We start from the raw sequence: 25,260 nt of genomic DNA, 5'->3' as shown, positions 1-25,260 counted from the left end.
AGCGGCTTTGGGGAATGTTTTTAAGGGGAAGTTATCCTATTTTTTTGACCTCAACTGCCACGGGGCCTTTGGGGCGCATTTTTATTTGGAATGAAACTTTGTCTTTCTCTTTAACAGGCTCCTTCAATTCGTTGATATGTACGAAAATACTTTCGTTGGTCTTCGCGTCTTTAATAAAACCGTACCCTTTTTGCTCGTTGAAAAAATGAACACTACCAATGCGCTCCGAAGCATCTTCTTCGGCGTTCTGAATCTCGGGCGAATACTCGCGCGGCTTTTCAGGTTGTTTTTTTACAAGTGAAGGTGGCACACTCGATAAATTGCCATTTTCATCCACATAGGCCATCATGTCTTCTAGTCCTTTTCCTTTGCTAGACGACGCCAACCGTTCTTCTTTTCGTTCTTCTTTTCCTTTACGTTTCTTTATTTTTTTTTGTTCGCGCTCTTTCTTGGTAAATGTTGTTTTTGATCCGCTCATTTGGTACTTGGTTTAATGATGGTATTTCTTTGAATTAAATTGTGTAACAGAGATACCAAAGGATTAAAGAATGCGGTTTGACGGCGTAGATTAATTGCCTTGTGTGATTGTACAACTAAAGGGAAGCGAACAAAAACAGGAAGTTTGGTATGCTGATAGACTTTCTAACAACAAACATACCATTATAATTTCACTATCTCTTCCCAAAAGTTTCAAAACTTTTGGGAAGAGATAATTTCACCCTTCTGATGGCCTATATTGCTTTATTTTTTCTTGTCTTTACGCGCTTTGTATTCCTTAAATCGGTTTTCGTACTCCTTGATTTGCTCGGGGGTAAAGCGGTTGAGGTAGGTCTCTGGCAAAGCGAGGAGTTCGGGCGCTAATTTAGGAGCGGTGTCGATTAACTTATTGCGGCCACCCGCATTTTTGGTTAAGTCAAAAACATCGTAAAGTTCTCCCGCCACCGTATAGGCTTTGTACGAAAGCTTGTTGCCATCGACCGAAATGATTTGGTACAACTGCGTGTTAGAGCCTGCCCTGTCCATCCAGTCCTGCAAGCCAATAGTGTACATTTTAGGCCCACTGACCGACACCACATAGATGGGGCCATCGGGGTATTTACGGCTTTGTCCCAAAGGCATGTTAAGCCCACGCCCGTAAGTGTGGTCATGGCCTTGTAAAACCAAATCGACGTTGTATTTTTTGTAAATAGGCTCCATTTTTAAACGCCACTCATCGTTGTTACGTCCGTTGGCGGTCGAATAAATCGGATGGTGGTGCGTCACAATTGTCCAACGATTGGGGTTTTTCTCCAATACGCTTACCAACCATTTGGCTTGTTCTTCCAATACATTAGCATCAAGTAAGGCGGCTTGGGAGTTTAAAGAAACAAAACGTACGCCTTGATAATCAAAGTGATAAGCGGTTTCTTTGAGGCTTGTTGGGCCATTTTCTGGTAAAACAAACGAAGGCCGCCAGTGGATAGACAACGACGATTTGTTTGTCGCGGGGTCACGGAAGTATTCGTGATTGCCTGGGCTGGCCAGGGTTGGTACCATGCCGTTGATCCAGCCCCCAGCCTCAAACCACTCGCCCCATTGCCAGTCGGCGTTGGAGGTTGTGATGAGGTCTCCTGCATGAATCATCAAACTCACCGAAGGCATGGCCGAGTACGCCCCCCGAATGGTACGCGACCAGAGCGAACGAATGTCGTTTTGGGCATCCCCAAAATACAAAAATGAGAATGGCACGGCTTGGTCGTTGGCGGTTTTGAAATGAAACCACTCGCTCCAATATTCGCCCGCCCCCACACGATAACTGTATTTGGTGTTGGGTTTGAGGTTGGTAAAATGAACCGTATGATAAAGCACACGCTTGCCGTCCACGACAACAGTTTCGGTCGTGGCAGGTACCAATGTGGCTTTTTTGACAAAATCGGGCGAAGCATCGGCTTCATGAATGGCGCCAATGGCCGCAACAATGGTAGAATCCGTTCGCCAGTTGACCGATTGCGAAGTGGCGGCGTTGTTTTCCTGCCAACCCATAATAACGCGGTCGGGATAAGGGCTTGGCGTGTAAGGTTTGTGCGTTTGTGCCGCGCTCGTTAGGGCTAAAAAACTACCTAGTAGGAGGCCAAAAACGCCTGAGTTTTGGATAACTTTCATAGTAAAGGTCACTGACTTATGATTGTACAATTTGATCCATGATAAGGTTGGCGCGCGCGCCCGATTCACCCGTGCTTGGGCAGGAACCTTCACCTCTGAGTTGCTGAACAATTGTTTCAATGAGGGGTTGTTGAACGTGTTCAGGGTACGGTATTTCAAAGGTTTCGGTGCCTTCGGCGGTTTCAACGCGAATGGTGAAGCGCTCGAAAAATGAAAAAATGATTTTTCCTTTTGAACCAATCAACTCCGATTCGTCGAGGCGTTGTTCGGGGTTGAGGGTATAGCACCAGCTGCCCGTTCCCAATACACCCGACTCAAATTCAAAGGAGGCCACTACAATGTCGTCGGCTTGGTACAGTCCAGCTTGGTTTCTGCTAATGCCTTTGGCCGACGCAATAGGTCCAAAAATGTATTCTAACAAGTCGAACTGGTGCGATGCTAAATCGTGGAAATGCCCTCCACCCGAAATCGCGGGGTCAACGCGCCAACGCGGTTGGGCTCCGTCACCAATTTCTTCGGAGTAAGGGTTATAATGAATTTGAACTTTCACCAAACGAATATCGCCAATCACCTTTTGGTCCACCAACTCTTTGAGTTTAAGAAAATAAGGCAACTGACGGCGGTAATAAGCCACAAACAACGGCACCCCCGTTTCGCGACTGAGTTGGTTCATTTGGGCGCATTCGTCGGCAGTGAGCGCCATCGGTTTTTCTACATACACGGCCTTGCCCGCTTTCATGGCCTTAGCGGCATATTCGAGGTGAACGTTGGGCGGAGTAGCAATGTAAATGGCGTTGACGTCGGGGTCGTTGATGAGGTCATCGACATCGTTGTACCATTTGGGCACACCGTGGCGTTGGGCATAATCGGCGGCTTTTTGGGCATCGCGGCCCATGACAGCCACAAGCGACGAGTGCGGCACTTTGCTAAAAGCAGGCCCACTTTTCTTTTCGGTTACGTTGCCACAACCAATCATTCCCCAGTTGATATGTTCCATAAAAGCGAAAGTTTTCAATGAATATGCTAAAATTTTTGGGCTTATTTAATCAAATGACAAGATTGGGGGAAGTATCGGATTGGACGGCGTCTCCAACGGCTTGTTTAATCACCGAAAGGTCATGACGGAGGCGCTGCGTAAACAGCGCAATGTCAAAACTATGCACCACAATATTGGCACCTTCGTTGATCCATTTGATTTGGCGTTCAGGTTCCAGCGAAAAATGAATGCCAATCGATAATCCATGGGCGCGGGTTTTATGAATGATGGTACGAACGGCCTCCTCAAAAACGGGATGGTCGTACTGCTCGGGCAAGCCCAAACTCACCGACAAATCGTGCGGGCCAATGAACACCGCATCTAAGCCTTTGACCGACAGCAAATCGTCGAGGCGTTCGAGGGCGGGCACACTTTCGATGTTGGCAATACAAATGTTGGCGGCGTTGTGGTTGGCAATATACTGTGCGAGTTCGGCAGGCATTTCTGCGCCTTCGTGGAGGTATTGGTGCAGTACTTCGCCTTTCAGCGGGCGGTACTTTACGCCACCTACTAATTCGCGAATTTGGGTGACTGATTCCAAATAAGGTGCTACCACTCCCAGCGCGCCGCCGTCAATCACTTGGCACGCCAAAAATGGGTCGGGGCTGGGAATACGAACGATGGGCGTTATGTCCAAGGCGCGGAAAATTTGGCACATTTTGGCCAATTCACCACGGTCTAGCGGAATGTGTTCGGTATCAATAAAAACAAAATCAAGCCCTACTTTTTTGAGCGCAGCAGGCCACATGGGCGAGGTGGACGTAAAGCAAGTGCCATAGACATTTTGGCCGTTTTGTAGTTTTTGGAGTAAGTTAAGGGTCATGGTTGGAATCTGAAAAGGAAGTGTTTCTTAATAACAACGGTAGAAGTAATACGTTTGGGGCAAAGGATGAGGCTATTTATATGAGAATCTATTTTGGCACGTTTATTGGGAAAAGGTAATTTATTCACCGAAGGTGAGCAACATCAATAACTGTAAAAGACAATGGAAGCACCGAAAGAATTTGTAGCTTTGCTTCGAGATACACAAATGATTTTGGACAGTATGCCTGACGAAGCCCTCGATATATCGGTGGTTATACCACTTTTCAACGAAGAAGAATCTCTACCTGAACTTACTGCGTGGATAAAACGCGTGATGGATGAGCACCAATTTAGCTACGAAGTGTTGCTTATCGACGACGGAAGTTCTGACGATTCTTGGTCAATTATTCAAAAATTGGCGGTCGATAATCCAAGTATCAAAGGGATTCGTTTCAACCGCAACTACGGCAAAACGCCCGCCTTGCAAACGGGTTTTCAGGTGGTAAAAGGCAAAGTAGTGATTACGATGGATGCCGACCTCCAAGATAGCCCTGACGAAATACCTGAACTGTACCGAATGATTACGGAAGATGGGTACGATTTGGTGTCGGGCTGGAAACAAAAGCGCTACGACCCTCTTAGCAAAACCTTGCCTACCAAACTTTTTAATGCCGTAACGCGCAGTATTTCAGGGGTATATCTTCACGATTTTAACTGTGGATTGAAAGCCTATAAACAGCGCGTTGTTAAAAACATTACGCTTTACGGCGAAATGCACCGCTATATTCCCGTGGTGGCTAAGTGGAGTGGGTTCCGTAAAATTGGTGAAAAAGTAGTGCAACACCGCGCACGTAAATACGGAAGCACGAAGTTTGGGCTCGAACGCTTTGTCAATGGCTTTTTAGACCTGCTCTCTATCACGTTTGTACATCGTTTTAGCAAAGCCCCCATGCACTTCTTCGGATTGTGGGGAACGCTTTCGTTTTTGATTGGTTTTTTGATAACGACGGCATTGATTATCAAGAAGCTATATCTGATTTACACGCACGAGCCCTATCGAAATGTCACCGAAAATCCACTGTTTTACTTGGCATTGGTTGCGATTGTCATAGGGTTTCAGCTTTTCCTAGCAGGATTTTTGGGAGAAATGATGGTGAAACAGCATACCGTGAAACAGCCAGACTACCTGGTGTCGGAACAGATTGGGCTTTAACGTGCGGCAAATGTGTGGTTGGTTACTTCTAACCAACCTTTGAGGTTGCTCTCAACCGAGCGAAACAAGGTTTTGAGAAACCTTGGGAGTCAGATTTGAGAATCTGCCTTCACGTGTGGTTGGTTACTTCTAACCAACCATTGAGGTTGCTCCCAACCGAATGTTTCAAGGTTTTGAGAAACCTTGGGAGTTAGATTTGAGAATCTGCCTTCACGTGCTGTAGTCTCAGCCCTGTTTGCATTAATATTTTTGTTAGCGGCTGGCAGCAGTCAATGGGCTGTCCAAAAATTATTTCACAACCTCGGAACATAATGGTTCTATTATATCCATATAAGTATCGGGATGAATATTAGAGCAGAAGGTTAATGCTTTTGGGTTTTGGCGATTGAGAAAAATGGAAGAGGAAGAACCTGCTGTTCCACCATTTATTTTTAAAATAGACTCCGTTTCAGAAGATTTTACCAACACCCAACCAATTGCCGAATAAACATCTGGTTTAGCCAAAACAGCATTAGAAACTTGTAGGTCAGTCGTTTTATTCTTCACATCTAAAGTTGCCATTGCAAATTTTGCTAAATCTTCGGAGGTGGAAATAATACCAATACAACCATCAAGAATTCCTCCGTCCCAATGGGGTGTATAATTCCCTTCTTTATCCAAGCCATTAATCACTTTTGTAGAAATCCTATTAATGCTAAATGCCGAATGCTGCATTTTCAATGGCTTGAAAATTCTCTTTTCAACTATTTCTGCAAATGATTCTCCCTGAATCCTCGACAGAACATAACTAAGCAAACCAAAGCCTAAATTTGAATACATTACCCTTTCTCCAGGCTGTGATTCCATTTTAAGGTCATTTTTTAAATAGCTTATTAAATCCTCTTCATAATAATTACTAAAAGGGTTTTCTTTAATGAAATTTCTTCTATCGTCATAACCAATTGGCATTCTCGGAAGCCCAGAGGTATGCATACCTAATTGTTTCAACGTTATAGCTGGATTATCTTTTAGTTCAAAATGAAGGAAATCTGAAATTGGGTCGTCAAGACTTACTTTACCTTCAACTATTAATTGAGCTAGTATATTCCCTGTAAAAGATTTAGTAACAGAGCCTATTTCAAATGCCGATGTTTTATTATTTGGATAAGAAATTTCCTCTCCTTCATTTTTTAATCCATAATAAGTTGTCGTATTATTTTCTGTCACAGAAATAGAGACTTCCGTGTGAACTGGCAAAATTTTAAGAATGGTTGTAATCTTATCTATAAACTCTTCAGTTCGTGTCATTTTATGGTTTTGTTGTTTTTGCTTGCCGCTAACTCAAATAAAGACGCAACTATTGCGTCTTTATTTGAAAGATAGACAAGTCCTCACTAATTTCCAAGTAATTATTGTACCCCCTTTAAAATAAATGATTTAGCTATTTTTATTTAGATGAACCCTAAAAAACAATACAATATGCGCCAACGAAAAATGCAAGCAGCATAACAACTCCTGACTACTTAGTATCCGCACAAATAGGGTTTTAACGTGCGGTTGGTTACTTCTAACCAGCCGTTGAGGTTGCTTCCAACCGAGTGTTTTAAGGTTTTGAGAAACCTTGAGAGTCAGATTTGAGAATCTGCCTTCACGTGCGGTTGGTTACTTCTAACCAACCGCTGAGGTTGCTCCCAACCGAATGTTTCAAGGTTTTGAGAAACCTTGGGAGCCAGATTTGAGAATCTGCCTTCAGGTGCGGTTGGCTACTTCTAACCAACGGCAGAGGTTGCTCTCAACCGAATGTTTCAAGGTTTTGAGAAACCTTGGGAGTCAGATTTGAGAATCTGCCTTCACGTGCGGTTGGTTACTTCTAATCAACGGCTGAGTTTGCTCTCAACCGAATGTTTTGAGGTTTTGAGAAACCTTGGGAGTCAGATTTGAGAATCTGCCTTCACGTGCGTTTGGTTACTTCTAACCAACCGTTAAGGTTGCTTTCAACCAAATGAAACAAGGTTTTGAGAAACCTTGGGAGTCAGATTGGAGAATCTGTCTTCACGTGCGGTTGGTTACTTATAACCAGCCGTTGAGGTTGCTTCCAACTGAATGTTTTAAGGTTTTGAGAAACCTTGGGAGTCAGATTTGAGAATCTGCCTTCACTTGCAGCAATGTGGGATTCACTCTCGCATTTTTTTGTAAAAAAACGGATATTGTAGTTAAATTGTGGAATTATATAGCTTTCTTGCATATAAATGAATATTTAAACTACAAGAACGATGATTACTTATTTGCTAAGTTTGGTTTGTAGCCTTTACGCTAGTGGAGGTACTCAGGAAGTTGCCCAAGTGGAAAACCACTCGGTGCGCATTGTCGGAAGTTTTCGCGACAATACCTCGAAAGATTTTCTCAGGAAAAGCACCATTCGGGCGGTGTTTAAGTCTGGGAAAAAGATGACGTACGAGACCAATGCCAACGGAGTGTATGAGATTGTAGTACCAGACTCTACCCAATTTCTGACGTTTGAATCAGAAGGATATCAATCCCAGACACTTCCTGTTACATTTATCGGCAAAATTTCGAGTCATGCTACATTTCCAGTGATGCCAGAAATGGTGCATAAAGACTCGCTTCAAGTTTCTGGGACCCTTACACAACTATTGTTGGTGTCTTTCCAATTGCCCGATGAAATGGATGTCAATCATTCAATTACGAAAAATAATTCTTCGTATTATATGATAAATACGAATTACCGTAAAGAATACAATAAAGGTAAGCATTGGCCCAGTCTTCCTTTTCCATTAGCTAAAGGTACTTACGAATACAAATCAACAACGCCAGAAGGCAAGAAGCTATTTTTCAAGCAGTTTGAGATGAAGGATGGGCTTAATTTTATCGAAGTTATTCCCCAGCCAGAAGAATCACTTTTACCGCCAGCGATGGCATTAACTGACCAAGTTTTGTACTTTTCACAGAGCACGTATGAGTTGAGTGAAGAGGTGAAAACGAGTTTGGATGCGATAAGTAAAGCCTTACTTGCTCAACCACAGACCAAACTCCAAATCACAGGCCATACCGATAACGTGGGGGAATCTGATAAAAATCTCATTTTGTCGGAGTACCGCGCCAAAGTAGTAGCGAGCTATTTGGAACAAAAGGGCGTTTCGACGAGTCAATTGGTGGTAGAATGGAAGGGAGCAGCTGCGCCTGCGGTGTCAAACGACGTGGAAGACAACAAAGTGAAAAATCGTCGAGTGGAGCTAAAAGTCCTTTAGTAACAGGTTGAACGCATTGAAAAGAAAGTAGCCTCAGCGAGGCTACTTTCTTTTCAATGCGTTTGTGGATACTTTGCGTGAAAAAACTTAAAATTCCCCAAACTGCCCGTACATATCTTTCAATTTAGGGTCGCGTTCGGTATTCCGAATGTCTTTTCGCATGGCTTTTACGCCTTCAATGTCAGTCAGAAGTCCCAGTACTTGATACGCCCCAAACCGCACAAAATAAGCAGGGTCGTTGCGGGCCATGGTTTCGAGCATTGGAAGGGCTTTTCGCTGCACTGGACCGTCTGATTTGATGAGGTATTTTCCAAACACTTGCAAAAAATTGTATATCTCCGCCGATTTTAAACGCTTCATTTTCGTGATAAACCAGTCGTACTGCTCTGGTTTAGCCAAGCCTGCGTAGTAATTGGCCACGGCCGTCACGATTTCGCTGTTAGGGGCGTTTTCAAAGCGTTTGGCTACGTCAACCGCGTCGTCGGGCTTTCCGATGAGGTAGGCATCGAGTGCTGCCGACACCACTTGATACGAGCTGTCGTTGAGGGCTTCGCGGAAAAGCGGGTCGTTGGAGTTGTCCCCAAATGAACCCAGCGTAATGATAGCCTCCATGCGTACATGGGGGTGGGCATCTACGCGGGCTTTACTTTGGACAAGTCGCTCAACTTCATTAAACTGCAAACCATCGTATTCGGAGAAGTTGGAAACGGCTAATTGTCTGATTTTCCAAAACTTATCACTCATTGCTTTCATCATGAGTTGGCGCACGGTGGAGTCGGCGAGTTGGTTTTCTAAGCCCGTAATGGCCTCATAGCGAGCTAGGTATTTATCGCAATGCTGGTACTGAAAGATTAATTCAGGCTTTGATTTTTCGTAATTAATCTCGCCCAGTAGTTGCCGCTCGGCGTCAAAATCCACCAAATCAGGGCGCTGTTTTACTGGAATTTCAAACGTTTGTTTTGCTTTGTTGACAACAATGTCGTGGGTTTCTTTTTGCCCATTTACCCAGACATCTACCTTGAGGGGTAAACGGTGAATCGGGGTATAGAGCGAGTCCTGTAACTGAGTGACTTTGAGCGTCACTTTGTCGGCGTCGTACGATTTTTCTACTTTCAATGTCGGATGGCCTGGTGATAAGAACCACTGATTGAAAAACCAGTTCAAGTCTTCACCCGTTACTTCTTCAAATGACTCCCGTAAATCGTTCACTTCGGCGGTTCCAAATCCGTAGCGAATGAGGTAATTGCGCGTGGCGGCAAAAAAAGCTTCGTCGCCAATGTACTTGCGAAGCATGTGCAGTACCAATCCTCCTTTGGCGTACGAATGGTTGTCGAACATGTCTTCCATGTCGGTGTAATTGTACCGAATGAGGGGTTCTTGTTTTTGCTCCGACTCGCCCAAATATTGCTGCAAAGAGCCTTGTGCCCAAAAATCAGCTTGTTCGGTGCCGAGTTTATGTTCGTTCCAGAGGTATTCTGAATAATTGGCAAACGCCTCGTTGAGCGGCAAATGCACCCACGATTCACAAGTGACCAAATTTCCAAACCAATGGTGCATCAGTTCGTGTGCGATGACGTCGTCAGAGTTTCCATCTAGCAAAGCACGGGTATCGGTTTGGACATTTTCGGCATGGACGGTCATGGACGTGTTTTCCATCGCACCCGCCACAAAGTCGCGAACGGCGATTTGGGCGTATTTATCCCACTGAAATTCAACGCCAAACTTATTTTCAAAGAAATCAATCATTTCGCGGGTACGACCAAAAATGGCTTTGGCGTGTGGCCCATATTCGGGTTCTACGTAATAGCTCAGTTCGAGGCCATTGCGGATGGTATCTTTTACCACCGCAAAATCGCCCACAACAAAGGCTGCGAGGTAAGGTGCGTGTGGGAGTTTTTGTACCCAGCGGTCGGTGCGGGTACTATCAGCGTTGAGGCGAGACTCAATAAGTTTACCGTTGGAAAGCGTTTTAAAGCGTTTTTCGACCGTCAGCCGAATGTCTTGGGTCATCTTTTCGTTGGGACTATCGACCGTTGGCATCCAGCAAGAATTATATTCGGTTTCTCCCTGCGTCCAAATCTGTTGTGGTTTGCCTTCGTCCAATCCGTCGGCATTGATAAAATAAAGCCCTTTGTCGCCCTTTGTGCCCACAATTCCCGCAGGAAGTTCATTGGGTTTGGCAACGTAGTCGATGAGTACGTGAAGCGTGTCAAAACGCGAGTACTTACGACGGAGTTTGATGGTCAATAATCGCTTGTCGTAGGTATATTCGAGCGGGTCGTTGAGGTATTCGTAGATGTACTTTTTCTGAAGCGAATCGTACTTCTTGAGGGTATCTAGCTGGAAAATACCTTTGATGTCAAAGCCTTTGGCATCTAATTCAAGGGTATTTTGGGGGTAAAAAAAAGGTTTAAACGTAATGACCGCACTCCCAAGCGCGTGCTGACGAAGCCAATCGAAGCGCAAGTCGAGTTGGGTATGTAAAATATCGTTTTTAAGGGTGCGGGTTGGGCGGATTGGCCCCTTTTTTGCTACCCAAACAGGCGCTTTGCGCAGCGTGTCAGTTGGGTTATTTGTCTTTGAAAATGAGCAAAATGCTATAAAACAACTAAATAAAAGTAATGCGATTCGTTTTACCATTAGTTCAATCCTTTGTCTTTAGGACGTTGAAAGTCAAAAAGGTAATTTGTGAAAATGAGAAAAAAACAGTGAGTTATCACAGATTCAATAATAACGCAAAGTTCGGAAAGGTATTGGAAACAACGCAACAATTCACAAAAAAAGCGCCAATCGATGTAACTCGACTGGCGCTTTTGCCGGTCTGACTATCGTCTGACCTTATACCAATTCGTTTTTTACCAAATACTCGGCAATCTGAACAGCGTTGGTCGCGGCTCCTTTGCGGAGGTTGTCGGCCACAATCCAAAGATTGAGGGTTTTAGGCTGTGATTCGTCGCGGCGAATACGTCCAACAAACGTCTCATCCTTACCGTGTGCCGTCAAAGGCATTGGATATACTTTATTTTGTGGGTCGTCTTGGATTACCACGCCTTCGGCTTGGCCCAAGATTTCGTAAATATCTTTGAGGTCAAACTCATTTTCAAACTCAATATTAACCGCCTCTGAGTGACCACCAATCGTTGGGATACGCACCGTCGTAGCAGTAACGGCGATGTTGTCATCCATCATGATTTTCTTGGTTTCGTTGGTCATCTTCATTTCTTCTTTGGTATAACCGTTGTCCAAGAAAACGTCGATGTGCGGCAATACGTTAAGGTCGATAGGGTGAGGATAAACCTTTGGAGCGTCTTGATTTCCAGCACGTTCAGCAAAAAGTTGGTCAACGGCTGCTTTACCTGTACCCGTTACCGACTGATACGTAGAAACGACTACGCGTTTGATACCATAACGCTTGTGTAATGGATTCAAAACCACCACCATCTGAATGGTAGAGCAGTTGGGATTGGCAATGATTTTATCTTCTTTGGTCAACGTGAAGGCGTTGATTTCGGGTACTACCAATTTTTTGGTAGGATCCATCCGCCATGCCGATGAGTTGTCAACGACTGTGATACCTGCCTCCGCAAATTTAGGAGCAAGCGACAAAGAAGTTCCACCACCCGCCGAAAAAATAGCGATAGCTGGCTTTGCTGCAATTGCATCTTCAAAGCTAACAATGGTGTACTGTTTACCCTTGAACGTGACCTGTTTACCTACTGATCTTTCTGATGCTACTGGAATCAACTCAGTGATTGGGAAGTTACGCTCTTCGAGTACTTTGAGGATTTCGCTGCCTACCAAACCGGTAGCGCCTACTACTGCGATTTTCATGATGATTTGGCCCCCCGCCCCCAATAGGGGAGTGCTTTTTAAGTGATATAAAGCCCCTATTGGGGGATGGGGGCTAAAAAAAAATCGTCACCATGAAGGTTAAGAATCTGGACAAACACGCTGGCATGCTGGGGTCAATATCCCATCAGGCTCCGCGTGTCTATTTAGATTTCTTTGTGTTCACAGTGACGATTCAAAATGTGGGTGCAAAATAAGGTCTTTCTCAGAAGTAAGTCAAGAAAATAATGGATTTTTTACAAAAAAGTTAAAAGTTGACGAGCTTTTTTGTCATTTTATTAATCCATTGACGTTAAAACGTTTCAAATTTTGTTCTGTCCAAAACTGACTATTAGGCTTCAGAACGACGTTGAGCATTCCTTGGGTAGCGGGCTCGTTGGAGGCTTGGAAATGCCTGATGATGTCGATGGCGTCAATTTCTTGCCCAGAAAGCGCTTGCAATGATTCCCACGAGGTAGGGAGCCCATCGATGCTCAAAAAAGCTTTTCGGGTTGACACTTTTTCCCCTTGCTCTATCCAATAGACTCCGTCGGTTTTGGGCTTGATTTGGCCGTGAAATTCACCCAACAAGCGTAAAAGTGGAAAAGCATGGTCTGATTTGTCGATGACCAAGGTACTATCGGCCTTGGGGTAGGGGCGTCGGAAGTCTTTTGAAACTTTAGAAGTTTGTGTTGTGGTAGAAACAGCATGGCGTAGCCTTGAAACTTGGGCTAAACTATCTCTTTTCGACGAACTGAGGTGCTGGACGGGATGCCAAAACCATTGAGGAATAATTGGCGTCCATCTGGTATCAAGTGCAATGGATGCGTTTTTGATTTTGTCATTTTGCGTTTGAATTGTAATGTTAGTGTCTCCAAAAAACAACATCGGAGTCGAGGCAAAATTCCCTTCGACGTCAGTTGAGGCTTGAAAATGCAGGGCGGTTGAGTCTGATTGGATAAGGCCAATTACAGGACTGTTAGCTACAGGACGTCCGTTGGGTTGTTTAATCATTCCCCGTACTGTGAGCCCTGATTCGTATTCAAGCACCGTTGCATCCGACGAACTGTAGGGACGAACGTCATGCGTGAGTAAGAGCGCGTCTAATGTTCGGGCAAGGTTGGTGGTTGTGGCGAAACAACAAGCACTTAATTCACTTTCAAAAAGCTGAGAATGAAAAGAGACATCATCGTCGTCGGACAAATGATAAAAAGCGCGACTGGCAATCGGATTATTGAGCGCGTCGAGCAGGGTTACTTGCATAACGCCTGTTCCTTCCAAATCTTCTTTGGCAATGCGGGCGGTGGTCAGATTTCCCTTGGGGGTAGCGATGGCCTCATAGACAATTTGCCCGCGTAAGTGAATCAGCAGGCGCATCGGTTTCCATTCTTGGGCTGAAAGGTTGTTGTAAATTTTAATGATAACAGTCGCCGTATCGCGCAGTACATCAACGTTGATGACGTAGCCTTTGGGTCGAATAATGGGGAGAATGACGTCGTTTCCATTGCTTAATTTAGCGCGAAGAGGCTGGGTAGAGGGAGGCATGATAAAGAAATTTCCGTACCCCTCTGCATTGGTTTTAAATGCCATCAGGGTATCGTTGGTGGCGTTGAGTACCCAACCATCAACCGCGACAGGAGCGTCCGATTTGGTAAAACTACGAACCCCAACTCGATTGGGCAGTTCTGCTATCAAATGCCCGCTTTCAGGAAAAAATGCCACGTTGGTCGAATCGTTTTGTGCAGATAAAACAGAAGCATCGATGACTTGAAAGGATGTTCGTCCCCAAAAACGCTCGTCAAAATGCCTTGCCCAGTTGTTGTACGCAATTAGTTGATAAGTACCTCCCTGCAATGAATCAGGAACCACCCAATGTCCCGAAAGTCGCCCGTTTTCTATCCATAAAGGTTGTTGCCAAACTACTTTATTTTCGTTACGAATGGCAAGATACACAATGGTTTGGGGCACAAATTGGTGGGAAGTAGCATCAATAACCTCTACTTGATAGCGAAGTGTGTCGCCCAGTGCAAAGTGCGATTGAGAGAGTTGAAGCAAAAATTTTTCTTGTTTCTGAAAATTCGGAATAAGCCCAGCTTGCTCCAGCGGGGCCGACGAAAGGCTGTCGTTGGGCTGGTAGTCGTTGGGAAGTAAATCCGCAATGCGTTTTTTACTCATGCTACCGCTTGTGGCAATTTGGTACGAATTTTCAGGAATACCATCGTACGAAAAGGCAAAAGCTGCCCCTTTGATGGTCAGCCAAGTGACTTCACGGTTGAGGTCAAAATACCAACTTTGGGGGTCGCGGCGATGGAGATAATGGATTTCGTACTTACGGTTGGGTAAAATCACGCGTTGCAGAGCCACATCGGTATAAGCCAACGTATCGGGGTTAATTTCAAGGAGGCGGTTGTTCCTAAAATACCGATTTCGGGAAATTCGCTGCGTTGTGGTGTCCGTATCCAGATAAACCCGAAAGCCTTCCGACTGACTTTTTTTGTGCGCTACTGCCCTTAAAAAATGGTAAATAGAGCCCCGATACGCATCATTTCGGGCCAATTCCCACTCTTTTTGTTGGCCTTCATTTTTGGCCGTCATTTCCCGATACAACAACTTGCCGCTAAATTCGTAGCTAGTCGTAGTGGAATTAAACTGTTCTAATTGGTATTCAATATCGTAGCCAAGCGATTTGTTGTGTATCTCAAAAGGGCGTGATGAAGTGGCATGAAGCACTTGTTTTTTTCGACTCAAGTCAATGAAATATGGGTCTTTGATTTCGCAGTTTCGGGCGTTTTTGGTACGTCCCAAAAACTCACGTTGAAAGTCTTTGTACAGCCGCTTCCATTGTTTGTCGCGTTTGCCAGCCACCTTGACTTCCGCCAAAAAACGAGTGTCAGGCTGGAGTCGAATCGAAAAACGGCGGGTTTCGTCGGGACGTAAAACAACTTCTTGTTCAAACGATTTAAACCCCACCATCGACGCCACCACTTTGACGTAGCCCGAAGTCTGGACCCGCAGCGTAAAATTCCCTTTTACATCAGTTTGCGTACCCTTGGTGGTGTTGCTGATAAAAACATTTACAAAAGGCAGGGGCTGATTGGTTGCGTCGTCAATGATGTTTCCCGTGAGGGTTTGGGCAACACTGGAAAAAGGCAGCGAAAGGAAAGCTAACGCCAAAAAAACAAAACGAATTTGGCTTACGCCATTGTTTGCTTGGTTACAGTGTGTTTGGTTTTTTACACCGTGTATTTGGTTTCTCACACTGTGTGTTTGGTTTTTTACACTGTGTATTTGGTTTCTCACACTGTGTGTTTGGTTTCTCACACCGTGTGTTTGGTTTCTCAAAACCAAACAGTTACCGAGCCGCAAGTTGTTCAAAGCCTGTCTGTTGAAACTGAAGGAGTGGATAAAAATCGCCATACATTGGTAGGAGTGATGCAGTAATCTAAACGAACATCAAAGGCGTCGGCATCGGTAATAGTTGGTATTGGGTCAAAAAAAGACACGCCTACTTTGAGGACATTAGAGCGGCACTGTGCCAAAAAACGATCATAAAACCCTTTCCCATACCCAACCCGATTGCCTTGGTGATCAAAAGCTAAAAGTGGAATAATCACCAAATCTATCTTTGACACTGGAAAATGGAGGGAAGTTAAAGGGTTTGGCTCTAATATTCCCCACTGATTTGAGAGAAGTTCGACGTCGGGTGTCCACAGATAATGCTCCATTTCACCCGTTTCGGGAAGGCTACGCGGAACAACGATGCTGGTACGGGGAAATTCTTGTTGAAGGGTATCAATGATGGGGAAGGTATCCACTTCGTTTTGGCGATGGATGGGCAAGAAGCAGTGAATGGCTTGGAAGTCGGCCACAGGGAAAGAAGCAAAAAACAGCCGCGCAATGGCTTGACTTTGCGCGGCTGTTTCGGTAGGAGACAAGGCCACTCGTTGTTGTTTAAACACACGGCGTAGCTCTTTTTTGGTCATAATTTATTACTTAATTCCACCCATCCAATCTTTGAGCGGGCGTTGAAGAATAAAGATTACTCCGCCCACGGCCAAGCAGAACCAAACGATGCTCATAAACATTTGGGGCATTTGCTGTACGTTCTCTTCGTCGAAACCTCCTGCAAACAAACCTGCAAAAAGGTTGCCCAACGCCGCCGCTACAAACCAAATACCCATCAATTGGCTCAAGTATTTTTTAGGCGCAAGTTTGGTATAAGCACTTAACCCAACGGGGCTCAAGCACAATTCACCGAGGGTATGGAATAAATACGTAAAGGTCAGAAACAAGGCCGAAGCTTTTACGCCAGTAAGGGCAATTTGGGCACCTACTACCATGATATAATAGCCCAATCCAAGTAAAAATAAACCAATGGCAAATTTGACCAGCAAAGGTGGATTAAATTGTTTTTTCTCCAAAAATACCCACAAACCACCCAAAACAGGGGCAAAAACGAGGATATAGAAAGGATTGAAGTTTTGAAACCAGCTCGACGGCATTCCAAAAGGAAGTTCAGAATAGCGGTCGGCAAAAATTTGCAGCGACGAACCTTGTTGCTCAAAACCCGCCCAAAACAATACGGCACCCCAGAACAAAATGAACAGAATCACGATTCGTTTTCTTTCGGTGGTATCAAGTCCTGACGCAAAAATAAGGTTGAGGAAATAAACGATAACAATGGCCACCGCAATAACACCCATCGATGTAGCTACGGCGGCTTTACTACCCCATTGGAACAAACCGTTGAATTGCATCACTAGAAGGAAAACCACCAACGCGCCGAGGAGTCCCCACGTAATAGGATTGGTTTTTTCGGAAGACTTGTCGGAGGCCAACGCCTTGGGCAACATGCCTTTGTCTTGGAGGTAGGTTTGGGCCGTAAAACGATAGACAAGCAAGCCCAAGAACATGGCTACTGCCGCTGCCCCAAAGCCGTAATGCCAGCCTACTTTTTGACCAAGGTAACCTACAATCAAAATCCCCAAAAACGATCCCGTATTGATACCGATGTAAAAGATAGAAAAGGCGGCGTCACGTATGGCACCCCCTTCAGGATATAGCTCACTGACGATAGAACTGATGTTGGGTTTGAGCAAGCCTGTTCCGATAGCTACAAGCCCTAATCCCGTAAAAAAGACGGCCTGCGAGCCTGGAAAAGCGAGCACAATGTGACCCAGCATAATGGCAATACCGCCGTACCAAATGGCTTTGCGTTGGCCCAAAACGTTATCGGCAAGCCAGCCGCCAGGCAAGGATAAAAGATAGACAGAGAAGGTATATAATCCGTAAATAGCGCCCCCTTCACCTTCGTTGAGGCCCATTCCCCCTGAGGTTTTATCGAGCAAAAATAACAGAAGGATGGCACGCATACCGTAGTAGGAAAAACGCTCCCACATTTCGGTGAAAAACAGTACAAATAAGCCCTTGGGATGGCCAAATAGTGTTTTTTCGGACATAAAAAAGGTCAGTTTAGTTAGGTTTGGTTTGAGTGCTGAAAAAGTGCATTAAAAAAGTGGTAATCGAGTAAAAATGCGTACTCGATTACCACAAATGTAAAAAAAAAGCCTTGGAAACAAATAAAACCGCCTTGGATGGGTTATTTCCAACCTCCTCCCAACGAACGATAAATACTAATGACGGCAAAATACTGACGCTTCCGCACGTCAATCAGGTCGATACGCGATTGTAAGGCGTTTTTACGGTTAAAAATAACTTCTAAATACGACGCACGGCCTGTGGTAAACAAATCCGAAGCGATTTGGATAGAGGCATTGAGGGCATCCACCTCAGTGCGTTTGAAATCGTAAATTTTTTCGAGGTTATTGATTAGCACAAGCTGGTTATAGACCTCAAAATATCCGTTTAAGATACTACGCTGATAGTTGTAAACGGCCTCCACCTGCGCCGCTCTTGCCATTTTTAGTTCGGCTTTGAGGGCGGTTTTGTTGAAAAGCGGCATGGCCAGCCCACCAATGATGTTGTAAGCAATGGATTGGGGTGAAATCAAAAACTGCGGATTGAAAGATTGAAGTCCAAGTGTACCTGTGATGTTGAGTGACGGATAAAACGCCGCCTTTGAAATAAACACCTCGGCTTTAGCCGCAGCTAGTTCCAATTCTGCCTGTTTTACATCGGGGCGGTTTTTGAGCAAATCCGCAGGTACGCCCGCTTTGATTTGATTCGGAAGGCCCGTCATAAACAAATTTCTGGAGCGAATGATCGGGTTTGGATACCTGCCCAACAGAAAATTAATGCGATTTTCGGCTTCGCGTACGCGTTGTAAGATTTCGGCCTCAAGACCTTGAGCACTGAGGAGCTGTGCTTCAAACTGCTTTACTGCCAGTTCGTTGGAGCGGCCTGCGTCTTTCTGAATCTTGATAATGTTCAATTCGTTTTCTTGCAACGTAATTGTTTCTTTCAACAAGTCAAGTTCGCGGTCGAGCGCCATCAGTTCATAATACAACGAAGCAATGTCAGAAATCAGGTTCGTTATGACAAAATTACGACCTTCGACCGAGGCCAAAAACCGAGCCAAAGCTGCCTCTTTTCTAGCCCGCAATTTCCCCCAAATATCCAATTCCCATGAGCTTTGAAGCCCAACGTTAAAGTCGGGCAAATACTCAGGAATGCGCTGATTATCAGAGATATTGTTGGAGAAATTGGTGTCATAATTTCCGATGCCGTCCATGGTGTATTTTCCAAAACGGCGCTGTCCAATATTACCAGCACCCGTCACAAAAGGCAGCGTAAGCCCTTTGGCGCGTTCAGCTTGGGCTTTGTTGGTTTCGATGCGCTGAAGCGCAATGCGAATGTCGAAATTGTTGGCTAATGCGGTATCAATGAGCGATACCAAATTAGGGTCGGAAAAGTAGCTTTTCCAGTGAATATCAGCGGCATTGCTGCTGTGAGCAGTGCCATTGAAAGAATCGGGCGTTGGGGTAAACGTAGGTAATTGTTCGGGCGCTTTAAGCGATTTACAACCCGAGAAAAACAGGCCGCCAACAAACAGCCCTAACATGAGGATATGGGTGAGTTTACGCATTGACTTCGTGGGTTAGGTGGGCAACTTCTTTTTTCTTCTTGCGTGACAATCGGTCGGATAGGGTTTCAAATACCACGTACAAACCTGGTATCAAAATCACCCCAAAGACCGTCCCAAAGAGCATTCCGCCCGCAGCGGCTGTTCCGATGGTACGGTTTCCGATGGCACCTGCACCCGAGGCCATCATCAGCGGAATTAACCCTGCAATGAAGGCAAACGAAGTCATCAAAATCGGCCGCAAACGTGAGGCGGACCCTTCGATAGCCGCTTGCAGTGGCGTATAGCCTTCGCTCCGTTTTAGAATGGCAAACTCGACAATCAAAATGGCATTTTTACCCAACAGACCAATCAACATCACCAGCGCGACTTGGGCGTAAATGTTGTTTTGTAACCCCAAAACCGCCAAGAAGAAAAAGGCACCAAATATCCCCGTTGGCAACGATAAAAGCACAGGAAGCGGTAGTAAAAAGCTCTCGTACTGCGCCGCAAGCAACAAATACACGAAAATAAGACAGATGATAAAAATGTAAATGGCTTGGTCGCCCGACAAGATTTCGTCGCGGGTCATGCCCGACCATTCGTAGGTGTAGCCTTTGGGAAGTTTTTGGGCGGCCACTTCTTGAATGGCTTTGATGGCGTCGCCACTACTAAAACCTGGGGCGGCGTCGCCGTTGATCATCGCGGCCGTAAACATGTTGTAGCGCGTGAGTTGCTCGGGGCCATACACCCGTTCTGTTTTGACAAAAGCGGAGTACGGCACCATTTCCCCTTCGGTGTTTTTAACGTACAGTTTGAGAATATCCTCCGGCTGCATTCGGTACTCAGGCGAGGCTTGCACCATCACTTTGTACATTTGCCCAAAACGAATAAAGTTAGTCGCGTAAAAACTACCAATGAGCGATTGGAGGTTGTTCATGGCGTTGTCAATGGAAACGCCCTTTTGTGCCGCTTTTTCGTTGTCAACGTGAATCAAATACTGCGGAAAACTCGCATCGTAGCTCGTAAAGGCGTTGACTACTTCGGGACGTTTGTTGAGTTCTTCAATGAACGACTTTGTCACTTTTTCCATGGCTTGCAAGTTGCCACTTCCCGTACGATCTTGAAGACGGAACTCAAACCCGCTGGCGTTTCCGTAACCAGGCACGGCAGGGGGAGGGAAAAACTGAATGTCGGCGTCTTTGATGTGTTTGGTTTTTTCGGACAACAACGCAATCACGTCGTCCACCGACTCTTTGCGGCTTTCCCACGGTTTGAGGTTCATCATTCCCATCCCAAACGAAGCCCCCGCACCGTCGGTCATTAAACTAAAGCCCGATAAAGTCGAAATCGACTCCACGGCATCGAGTTTTAGGCTTACTTTTTCAATTTCGTCCACCACTGCTTCGGTACGTTCGAGGGTAGCCCCCGACGGCGTCGTGATGTTGGCATAAATTGTCCCTTGGTCTTCCGTCGGAATAAAACCTGAGGGAAGTACGAGGTTGGTACCCCACGTAGCCGCAATGAAGAAAACCAACATAGCAAACGTCACCACGCGACGATTGGCAATAACGTTGATCAGTGAGCGATAACGATCTGATACGCCGTTGTACCAATTGTTGAATCCGTCAAAAAAGCGAGTCAACAGCGTGGCTTTCTGGCCGTGGTGGCTTTTGAGCATGATGGCGCAAAGCGCGGGCGTAAGCGTAAGGGCGTTGATTCCCGAAATCACAATCGAAATGGCCATCGTAATCGAAAACTGACGATAAAATACCCCCGATGGGCCGTCCATAAACGCTACGGGCACAAACACGGCCGTCATAACGAGCGTAATCGCCACAATGGCGCCGCTGATTTCGTTCATGGATTCGATGGTGGCTTCTTTGGCATTGAGCCCTTTTTCCTCCATCTTGGCGTGAACAGCCTCGACGACCACAATGGCATTGTCAACCACAATCCCGATGGCCAAAACCAAGGCAAACAACGTGAGGAGGTTGATGGAAAACCCGAACATTTGCATAAAGAAAAATGTACCAATGAGCGAAACTGGTACGGCCAAGGCAGGGATGAGCGTGGAGCGGAAATCTTGCAAGAAGATAAACACCACCAATGCCACCAAAATAAAGGCTTCAATCAAGGTCTTGATTACCTCGTGGATAGAAGCGTCCAAAAAGCGCGACACGTCGTAGCTGACAGTGTAGGTCATGCCTGGCGGGAACGACTTCTGCAACTCCGTCATTTTTGTTTTGATGTTGGCAATCACCGCACTTGCGTTAGAACCAGGACGTTGTTTGAGCAAAATCGCGGCCGATGGACGGCCGTTTTCTTTGGACAAAACGTTGTAATTCAACGAACCAAATTCGATGTCGGCCACGTCTTTCAAGCGTAAAATATCACCACTTGGGTTGGCCTTGATGATGATATTTTCATACTGTGCTTGGTCGGTAAATTTCCCCGTGTAGCGAAGAACGTACTGCAACGACTGCGATTTGCGACCAGAACTTTCCCCGATTTTCCCAGGGGCAGCTTCTACGTTTTGGTTGCGGAGCGCGGAAATAACATCGTCGGCGGAGACATTATAGACCGTCATGCGGTCGGGTTTGAGCCATACCCGCATGGAGTACTCGCGTTGCCCCATGATGTTGGCAAAACCTACCCCGTCCACCCGCTTTAATTCGGCTACGACGTTGATGTCGGCAAAGTTGTACAAAAACTCTTCGTTGGCGGTGGTATCTTCACTCAAGAGGTTGATATACATCAACATACTGTTTACCTCTTTTTCGGTTGATACCCCCGCTTTGATAACCTCTTCGGGCAATTCGTCGAGGACGGTGGCTACCCGCGTTTGGACGTTTACAGAAGCCAAATCAGGGTCGGTGCCTACTTTAAAATACACCTGAATGATACTGGTACCGTCGTTGCCTGAGACGGAGGTCATGTAGGTCATGCCTGGTACACCGTTGATGGCGCGTTCGAGCGGTGTTACTACGGCCTTCGAGCAGGCTTCGGCGTTAGCCCCTGTGTATTTGGTCGTTACCGTTACGGCAGGAGGAGCGATGTCGGGATATTGGGTCACGGGGAGCTGGGTCATGGCAAGCAGCCCTAGCAGCGTGATGATAAGCGATATAACAATCGATAGGACGGGCCTATTGATAAACAAGGTAAACATGATGATACGTATTTGTGTGGGACAATGGTTTTTACAGCAGGTATTATTGCTGCGTCAATTGCGAACGAATTGTTGCGAACGACTTCATTTCAGGTTTTACAATCATGCCGACGCGCATGTCTTGCAACCCTTCATAAATGATTTTGTCGTTCGGACTAATCCCCGATTCCAACACGTACAAGTGCGGCATTCGGAGTTTAGGCACAAAACTTCGCATTTGGACTTTATTTTGGTTGTCCACTACATAGACGTAGATTTTATCTTGAATTTCAAAGGTTGATTTTTGAGGAATGACGAGGGCGTTTTTAACCTTACGCAGCACGCGTACCTTACCGCTAGAACCGTGTTTGAGGATACGTTCGGGGTTAGGAAAACGGGCACGAAACGCAATGCTTCCCGTGGCGTTATCAAACTCACCTTCAATGGTTTCGACGTAACCTTTGTGCGGATGCTCTTCGCTGTTGGCCAGAATCAATTCAACCTGGGTTCGATGGTCAGTTTGCTTATTATTGGCCGCAAATTCGAGGTATTCTTTTTCTGAAACGTTAAAATAAGCATACACTTCTTGGTTGTCGGAAATGGTGGTCAAAAGCGTTCCTTCGTCAATCAAACTTCCGATTTTGTTGGGAATACGGTTGATAATTCCATCAAAGGGAGCTTTGATTTCCGAAAATGACAGCTTGAGTTTGGCGCTTTGTTCTTGCGATTCGGCCTCTTCGATGCGGGCATTGAGGGCGTCGAGTTTGGCTTTTGCCATGTCGTATTCAGTTTTGGACACGACGTTTTTGTCCACCAATTTCTTGACGTTTAGTAGGTCAAGTTCAGCGGTTTTAGCCTCGGCGATGGCGCTTTTTAGCACGGCCGTAGCGCGCAATAAATCCCCTTTGTATTCTTGATTACTGATACGAAAGAGCACTTGCCCTTTTCTTACCGTTTTACCTTCATCCACGTGAATGCTTTCAATATAGCCCTTGACCCGAGCGCGAATTTCAACGTTTTTAACGGAGTTGATGTCTGACACATAGTCTGTATGATAGACGGTATCAATAGTAATCGGTTGAATAACAGGGTACTTCTCTTGGGTGGTGGTTTGGTTGGAATCGGCAGTTGAGCAGGCCGAAATGCACAGCCCAATCACCGAAGTGACGATTAATGTTACTCTCATAGAAATAATGGTTGTGTTGAAATATACAGTAATGGAAAACGCGGAGCGAAGGACTTGGAAAGCCAAGTCCTGAGAGCGCTCAAGATGAGGCCTTAGTAAAGGAAGTTAGCTGAAGTTTGGAGGCGGAGAAATGGGTTCAATTTCTCGCGTTTCAAGAAGTCCTAAATAATGGTCGAAATTGGCGTCCAACTCATCGGTGAGCTGGATGGATAAAAATTCTACGTCAAACGGGGGCCAAATAAGGCCAATGCTGAAATCTTCAAGAAAAGAACTTTCACTTCCTTTTTCACTGGAAGGGGCATCTGTGTGGCTTGCGATGGAATTAACCAACGCAACAGTAAGCAAGGTGAGAAAGTTTTGGGGGCGTTGATGACAGGTGTTGTCGCGGTAAAGCGTGGCCGTTTTTTCCAAAATTATTGGAGGCACAGGGGCAATACATAGATGAGTCATTTGAAGGAGTAAGGCCCAACAAACGATTTGTTTAAGTATGTATGTGACACTTGCTGATTTCATGCTCTATGGCAAATATACCACTAAAACCCATTCTATCCACAGTATGTTTGTTAAAAAACGGCGTTTGGAGTGGATTTGTCGAGCAGAATCTCTTTTTTACAAACAAGTAAGTTGTTCGGATACCGTGGCTATTTCGGGGTTTACATCAACATCACTGGCGATTTTTTGTAGTTTTTGAAGTAAATTTTCTAAAAATTGACGATGACTAGCGGTATTAGGGTACAGCGGACGATGCCCGAGCGCTTGCCGAATCTTTTGCCATTCTTGGATAAATTTTTGTAACTCTTTGGTAAAATAAGCGTTAGAAAACCGCTCAAAAATATAGTCTTCGGCTTGCTCGTTGGGATGAATAAGGTCAGATTTGTAGAAACGATAATCGCGGAGGTCGTCGAGCAATAATTCGTAGGCAGGAAAGTAAGCATGACCCCGCTCCGATAGTTCGTGGCAAGCCACGCGTAGCAGCGATTTACTGACGGCGTTGAGTGGCAGCGTATCGCGGGTGTGCCGTACGGGGCTAACCGTAAAAACGACGTGAAGAAAAGAGGGGAGTTGCGCCAATACACCTTCAAATGCTTCAACTATCTGTTCGGTTCTGAGTAGCTCTCGTTCAAAAGCAGAATTGGGTGTTTTATGACAATTAGCTACCAACTGGCCGCTGGAGAGGTGGCGATACACAAAGGCTGTTCCGAGGGTGATGATGAGGACATCGGTCTGGAGCAACCATTGCTTCACTTCTTGTAAAATAGCAAAAAGACGCTGACGAAGCTCGTCTTGGGTGCGCCCCCAAAGCGACGAATGAAAGTCGTAGTGAAACCAAACGCCTTGATGTTCAACGTACAGACGTTCGTCGGGCAGTGTTTCATCAAGCGCGTGGTGCAGTAGTTTGGTGATAGATAAAGGATTAAACAGCGTTCCAAACGGATTGGCAAGGGTCGGGATTTTGTTGTCAACGAGCTTTGTACCAATGACTTCCGCAAAGCATGAGCCTAGTGTTAAGACGTGGGTTTGAAGGGCTATTTTTTTAGGACTTTCGGGGACGGTCAGCTCGGTTCGGAAGTGCATGGCGAAAAAATCTATAAGCGTCGGTTGCTGCGATGGGGTTTTTGATGTTTTAACTCCCT

At 45.6% G+C, this 25,260-nt stretch carries 17 protein-coding genes; 2 read left to right on the top strand and 15 right to left on the bottom strand.

All coding sequences use genetic code 11. The annotated features are described in order from the left end of the window. Positions 1–31: 31 nt before the first annotated feature. The 4 genes from K339_RS0121350 to K339_RS0121335 all read right to left on the bottom strand — a co-directional run bounded on the left by K339_RS0121350 (position 32) and on the right by K339_RS0121335 (position 4,001). Positions 32–478, bottom strand: coding sequence for a cold-shock protein (locus tag K339_RS0121350; RefSeq protein ID WP_028525423.1), 447 nt, complete (start codon positions 476–478; stop codon positions 32–34). A gap of 263 nt (positions 479–741) precedes the next feature. Beyond that, complete coding sequence (locus K339_RS0121345) at positions 742–2,142, bottom strand: purple acid phosphatase family protein (protein WP_037301438.1); 1,401 nt, start codon at positions 2,140–2,142, stop codon at positions 742–744. A gap of 16 nt (positions 2,143–2,158) precedes the next feature. Further along, positions 2,159–3,139, bottom strand: a complete 981-nt coding sequence (locus tag K339_RS0121340; protein WP_028525421.1) for a Gfo/Idh/MocA family protein — start codon at positions 3,137–3,139, stop codon at positions 2,159–2,161. A gap of 49 nt (positions 3,140–3,188) precedes the next feature. Next, positions 3,189–4,001: an HpcH/HpaI aldolase family protein gene (locus K339_RS0121335; RefSeq protein ID WP_028525420.1), complete on the bottom strand. Its 813-nt coding sequence runs from the start codon at positions 3,999–4,001 to the stop codon at positions 3,189–3,191. Between the two features lie 222 nt (positions 4,002–4,223). Between K339_RS0121335 and K339_RS0121330 the strand changes: the two genes are divergently transcribed. Further along, entirely contained in the window at positions 4,224–5,195 is a 972-nt protein-coding gene (locus K339_RS0121330) for a glycosyltransferase family 2 protein (RefSeq protein ID WP_028525419.1), read from the top strand. 288 nt (positions 5,196–5,483) lie between these two features. On the opposite strand, the gene K339_RS0121325 is transcribed toward K339_RS0121330, so the two are convergent. Then, a complete protein-coding gene (locus K339_RS0121325) occupies positions 5,484–6,482 on the bottom strand; it encodes a serine hydrolase domain-containing protein (RefSeq protein WP_028525418.1) in 999 nt (332 codons plus the stop codon). A 965-nt stretch (positions 6,483–7,447) separates the two neighbouring features. Between K339_RS0121325 and K339_RS36150 the strand changes: the two genes are divergently transcribed. Then, on the top strand, positions 7,448–8,443 hold the full coding sequence (locus K339_RS36150; RefSeq protein ID WP_051398155.1) for an OmpA family protein: 996 nt from the start codon (positions 7,448–7,450) through the stop codon (positions 8,441–8,443). Between the two features lie 87 nt (positions 8,444–8,530). Here the strand turns inward: K339_RS36150 and K339_RS0121315 are convergent, their stop codons facing one another. From K339_RS0121315 to K339_RS0121270, 10 genes are all read right to left on the bottom strand, one after another. Beyond that, a complete protein-coding gene (locus K339_RS0121315) occupies positions 8,531–11,083 on the bottom strand; it encodes a M1 family aminopeptidase (protein ID WP_028525417.1) in 2,553 nt (850 codons plus the stop codon). A gap of 198 nt (positions 11,084–11,281) precedes the next feature. Next, positions 11,282–12,274: an aspartate-semialdehyde dehydrogenase gene (locus K339_RS0121310; RefSeq protein WP_028525416.1), complete on the bottom strand. Its 993-nt coding sequence runs from the start codon at positions 12,272–12,274 to the stop codon at positions 11,282–11,284. A gap of 288 nt (positions 12,275–12,562) precedes the next feature. Then, on the bottom strand, positions 12,563–15,529 hold the full coding sequence (locus K339_RS0121305) for a carboxypeptidase-like regulatory domain-containing protein (protein ID WP_169731884.1): 2,967 nt from the start codon (positions 15,527–15,529) through the stop codon (positions 12,563–12,565). A gap of 113 nt (positions 15,530–15,642) precedes the next feature. Then, the gene (locus K339_RS0121300) at positions 15,643–16,254 is read right to left on the bottom strand and encodes a 5-formyltetrahydrofolate cyclo-ligase (RefSeq protein ID WP_028525414.1); all 612 of its coding nucleotides are present in this window, start codon (positions 16,252–16,254) and stop codon (positions 15,643–15,645) included. Positions 16,255–16,260: 6 nt separating this feature from the next. Beyond that, positions 16,261–17,730, bottom strand: coding sequence for a peptide MFS transporter (locus K339_RS0121295; RefSeq protein WP_028525413.1), 1,470 nt, complete (start codon positions 17,728–17,730; stop codon positions 16,261–16,263). A 140-nt stretch (positions 17,731–17,870) separates the two neighbouring features. Then, on the bottom strand, positions 17,871–19,316 hold the full coding sequence (locus tag K339_RS0121290; protein ID WP_051398154.1) for a TolC family protein: 1,446 nt from the start codon (positions 19,314–19,316) through the stop codon (positions 17,871–17,873). Next, on the bottom strand, positions 19,309–22,461 hold the full coding sequence (locus K339_RS0121285) for an efflux RND transporter permease subunit (RefSeq protein ID WP_028525411.1): 3,153 nt from the start codon (positions 22,459–22,461) through the stop codon (positions 19,309–19,311). The genes K339_RS0121290 and K339_RS0121285 overlap by 8 nt, the downstream gene beginning before the upstream one ends. A 43-nt stretch (positions 22,462–22,504) precedes the next feature. Beyond that, on the bottom strand, positions 22,505–23,626 hold the full coding sequence (locus K339_RS0121280; RefSeq protein ID WP_037301436.1) for an efflux RND transporter periplasmic adaptor subunit: 1,122 nt from the start codon (positions 23,624–23,626) through the stop codon (positions 22,505–22,507). Positions 23,627–23,731: 105 nt separating this feature from the next. Next, the gene (locus K339_RS0121275; protein WP_028525409.1) at positions 23,732–24,076 is read right to left on the bottom strand and encodes a hypothetical protein; all 345 of its coding nucleotides are present in this window, start codon (positions 24,074–24,076) and stop codon (positions 23,732–23,734) included. Between the two features lie 159 nt (positions 24,077–24,235). Further along, positions 24,236–25,201 carry a GSCFA domain-containing protein gene (locus K339_RS0121270; protein WP_028525408.1) on the bottom strand — a complete coding sequence of 322 codons (966 nt, stop codon included), beginning with the start codon at positions 25,199–25,201 and terminating at the stop codon, positions 24,236–24,238. Positions 25,202–25,260: the final 59 nt, after the last annotated feature.

Source organism: Runella limosa DSM 17973, from assembly GCF_000482465.1.
Classification (GTDB): domain Bacteria; phylum Bacteroidota; class Bacteroidia; order Cytophagales; family Spirosomataceae; genus Runella; species Runella limosa.
This window is presented reverse-complemented; position numbering and strand designations above follow the sequence as displayed.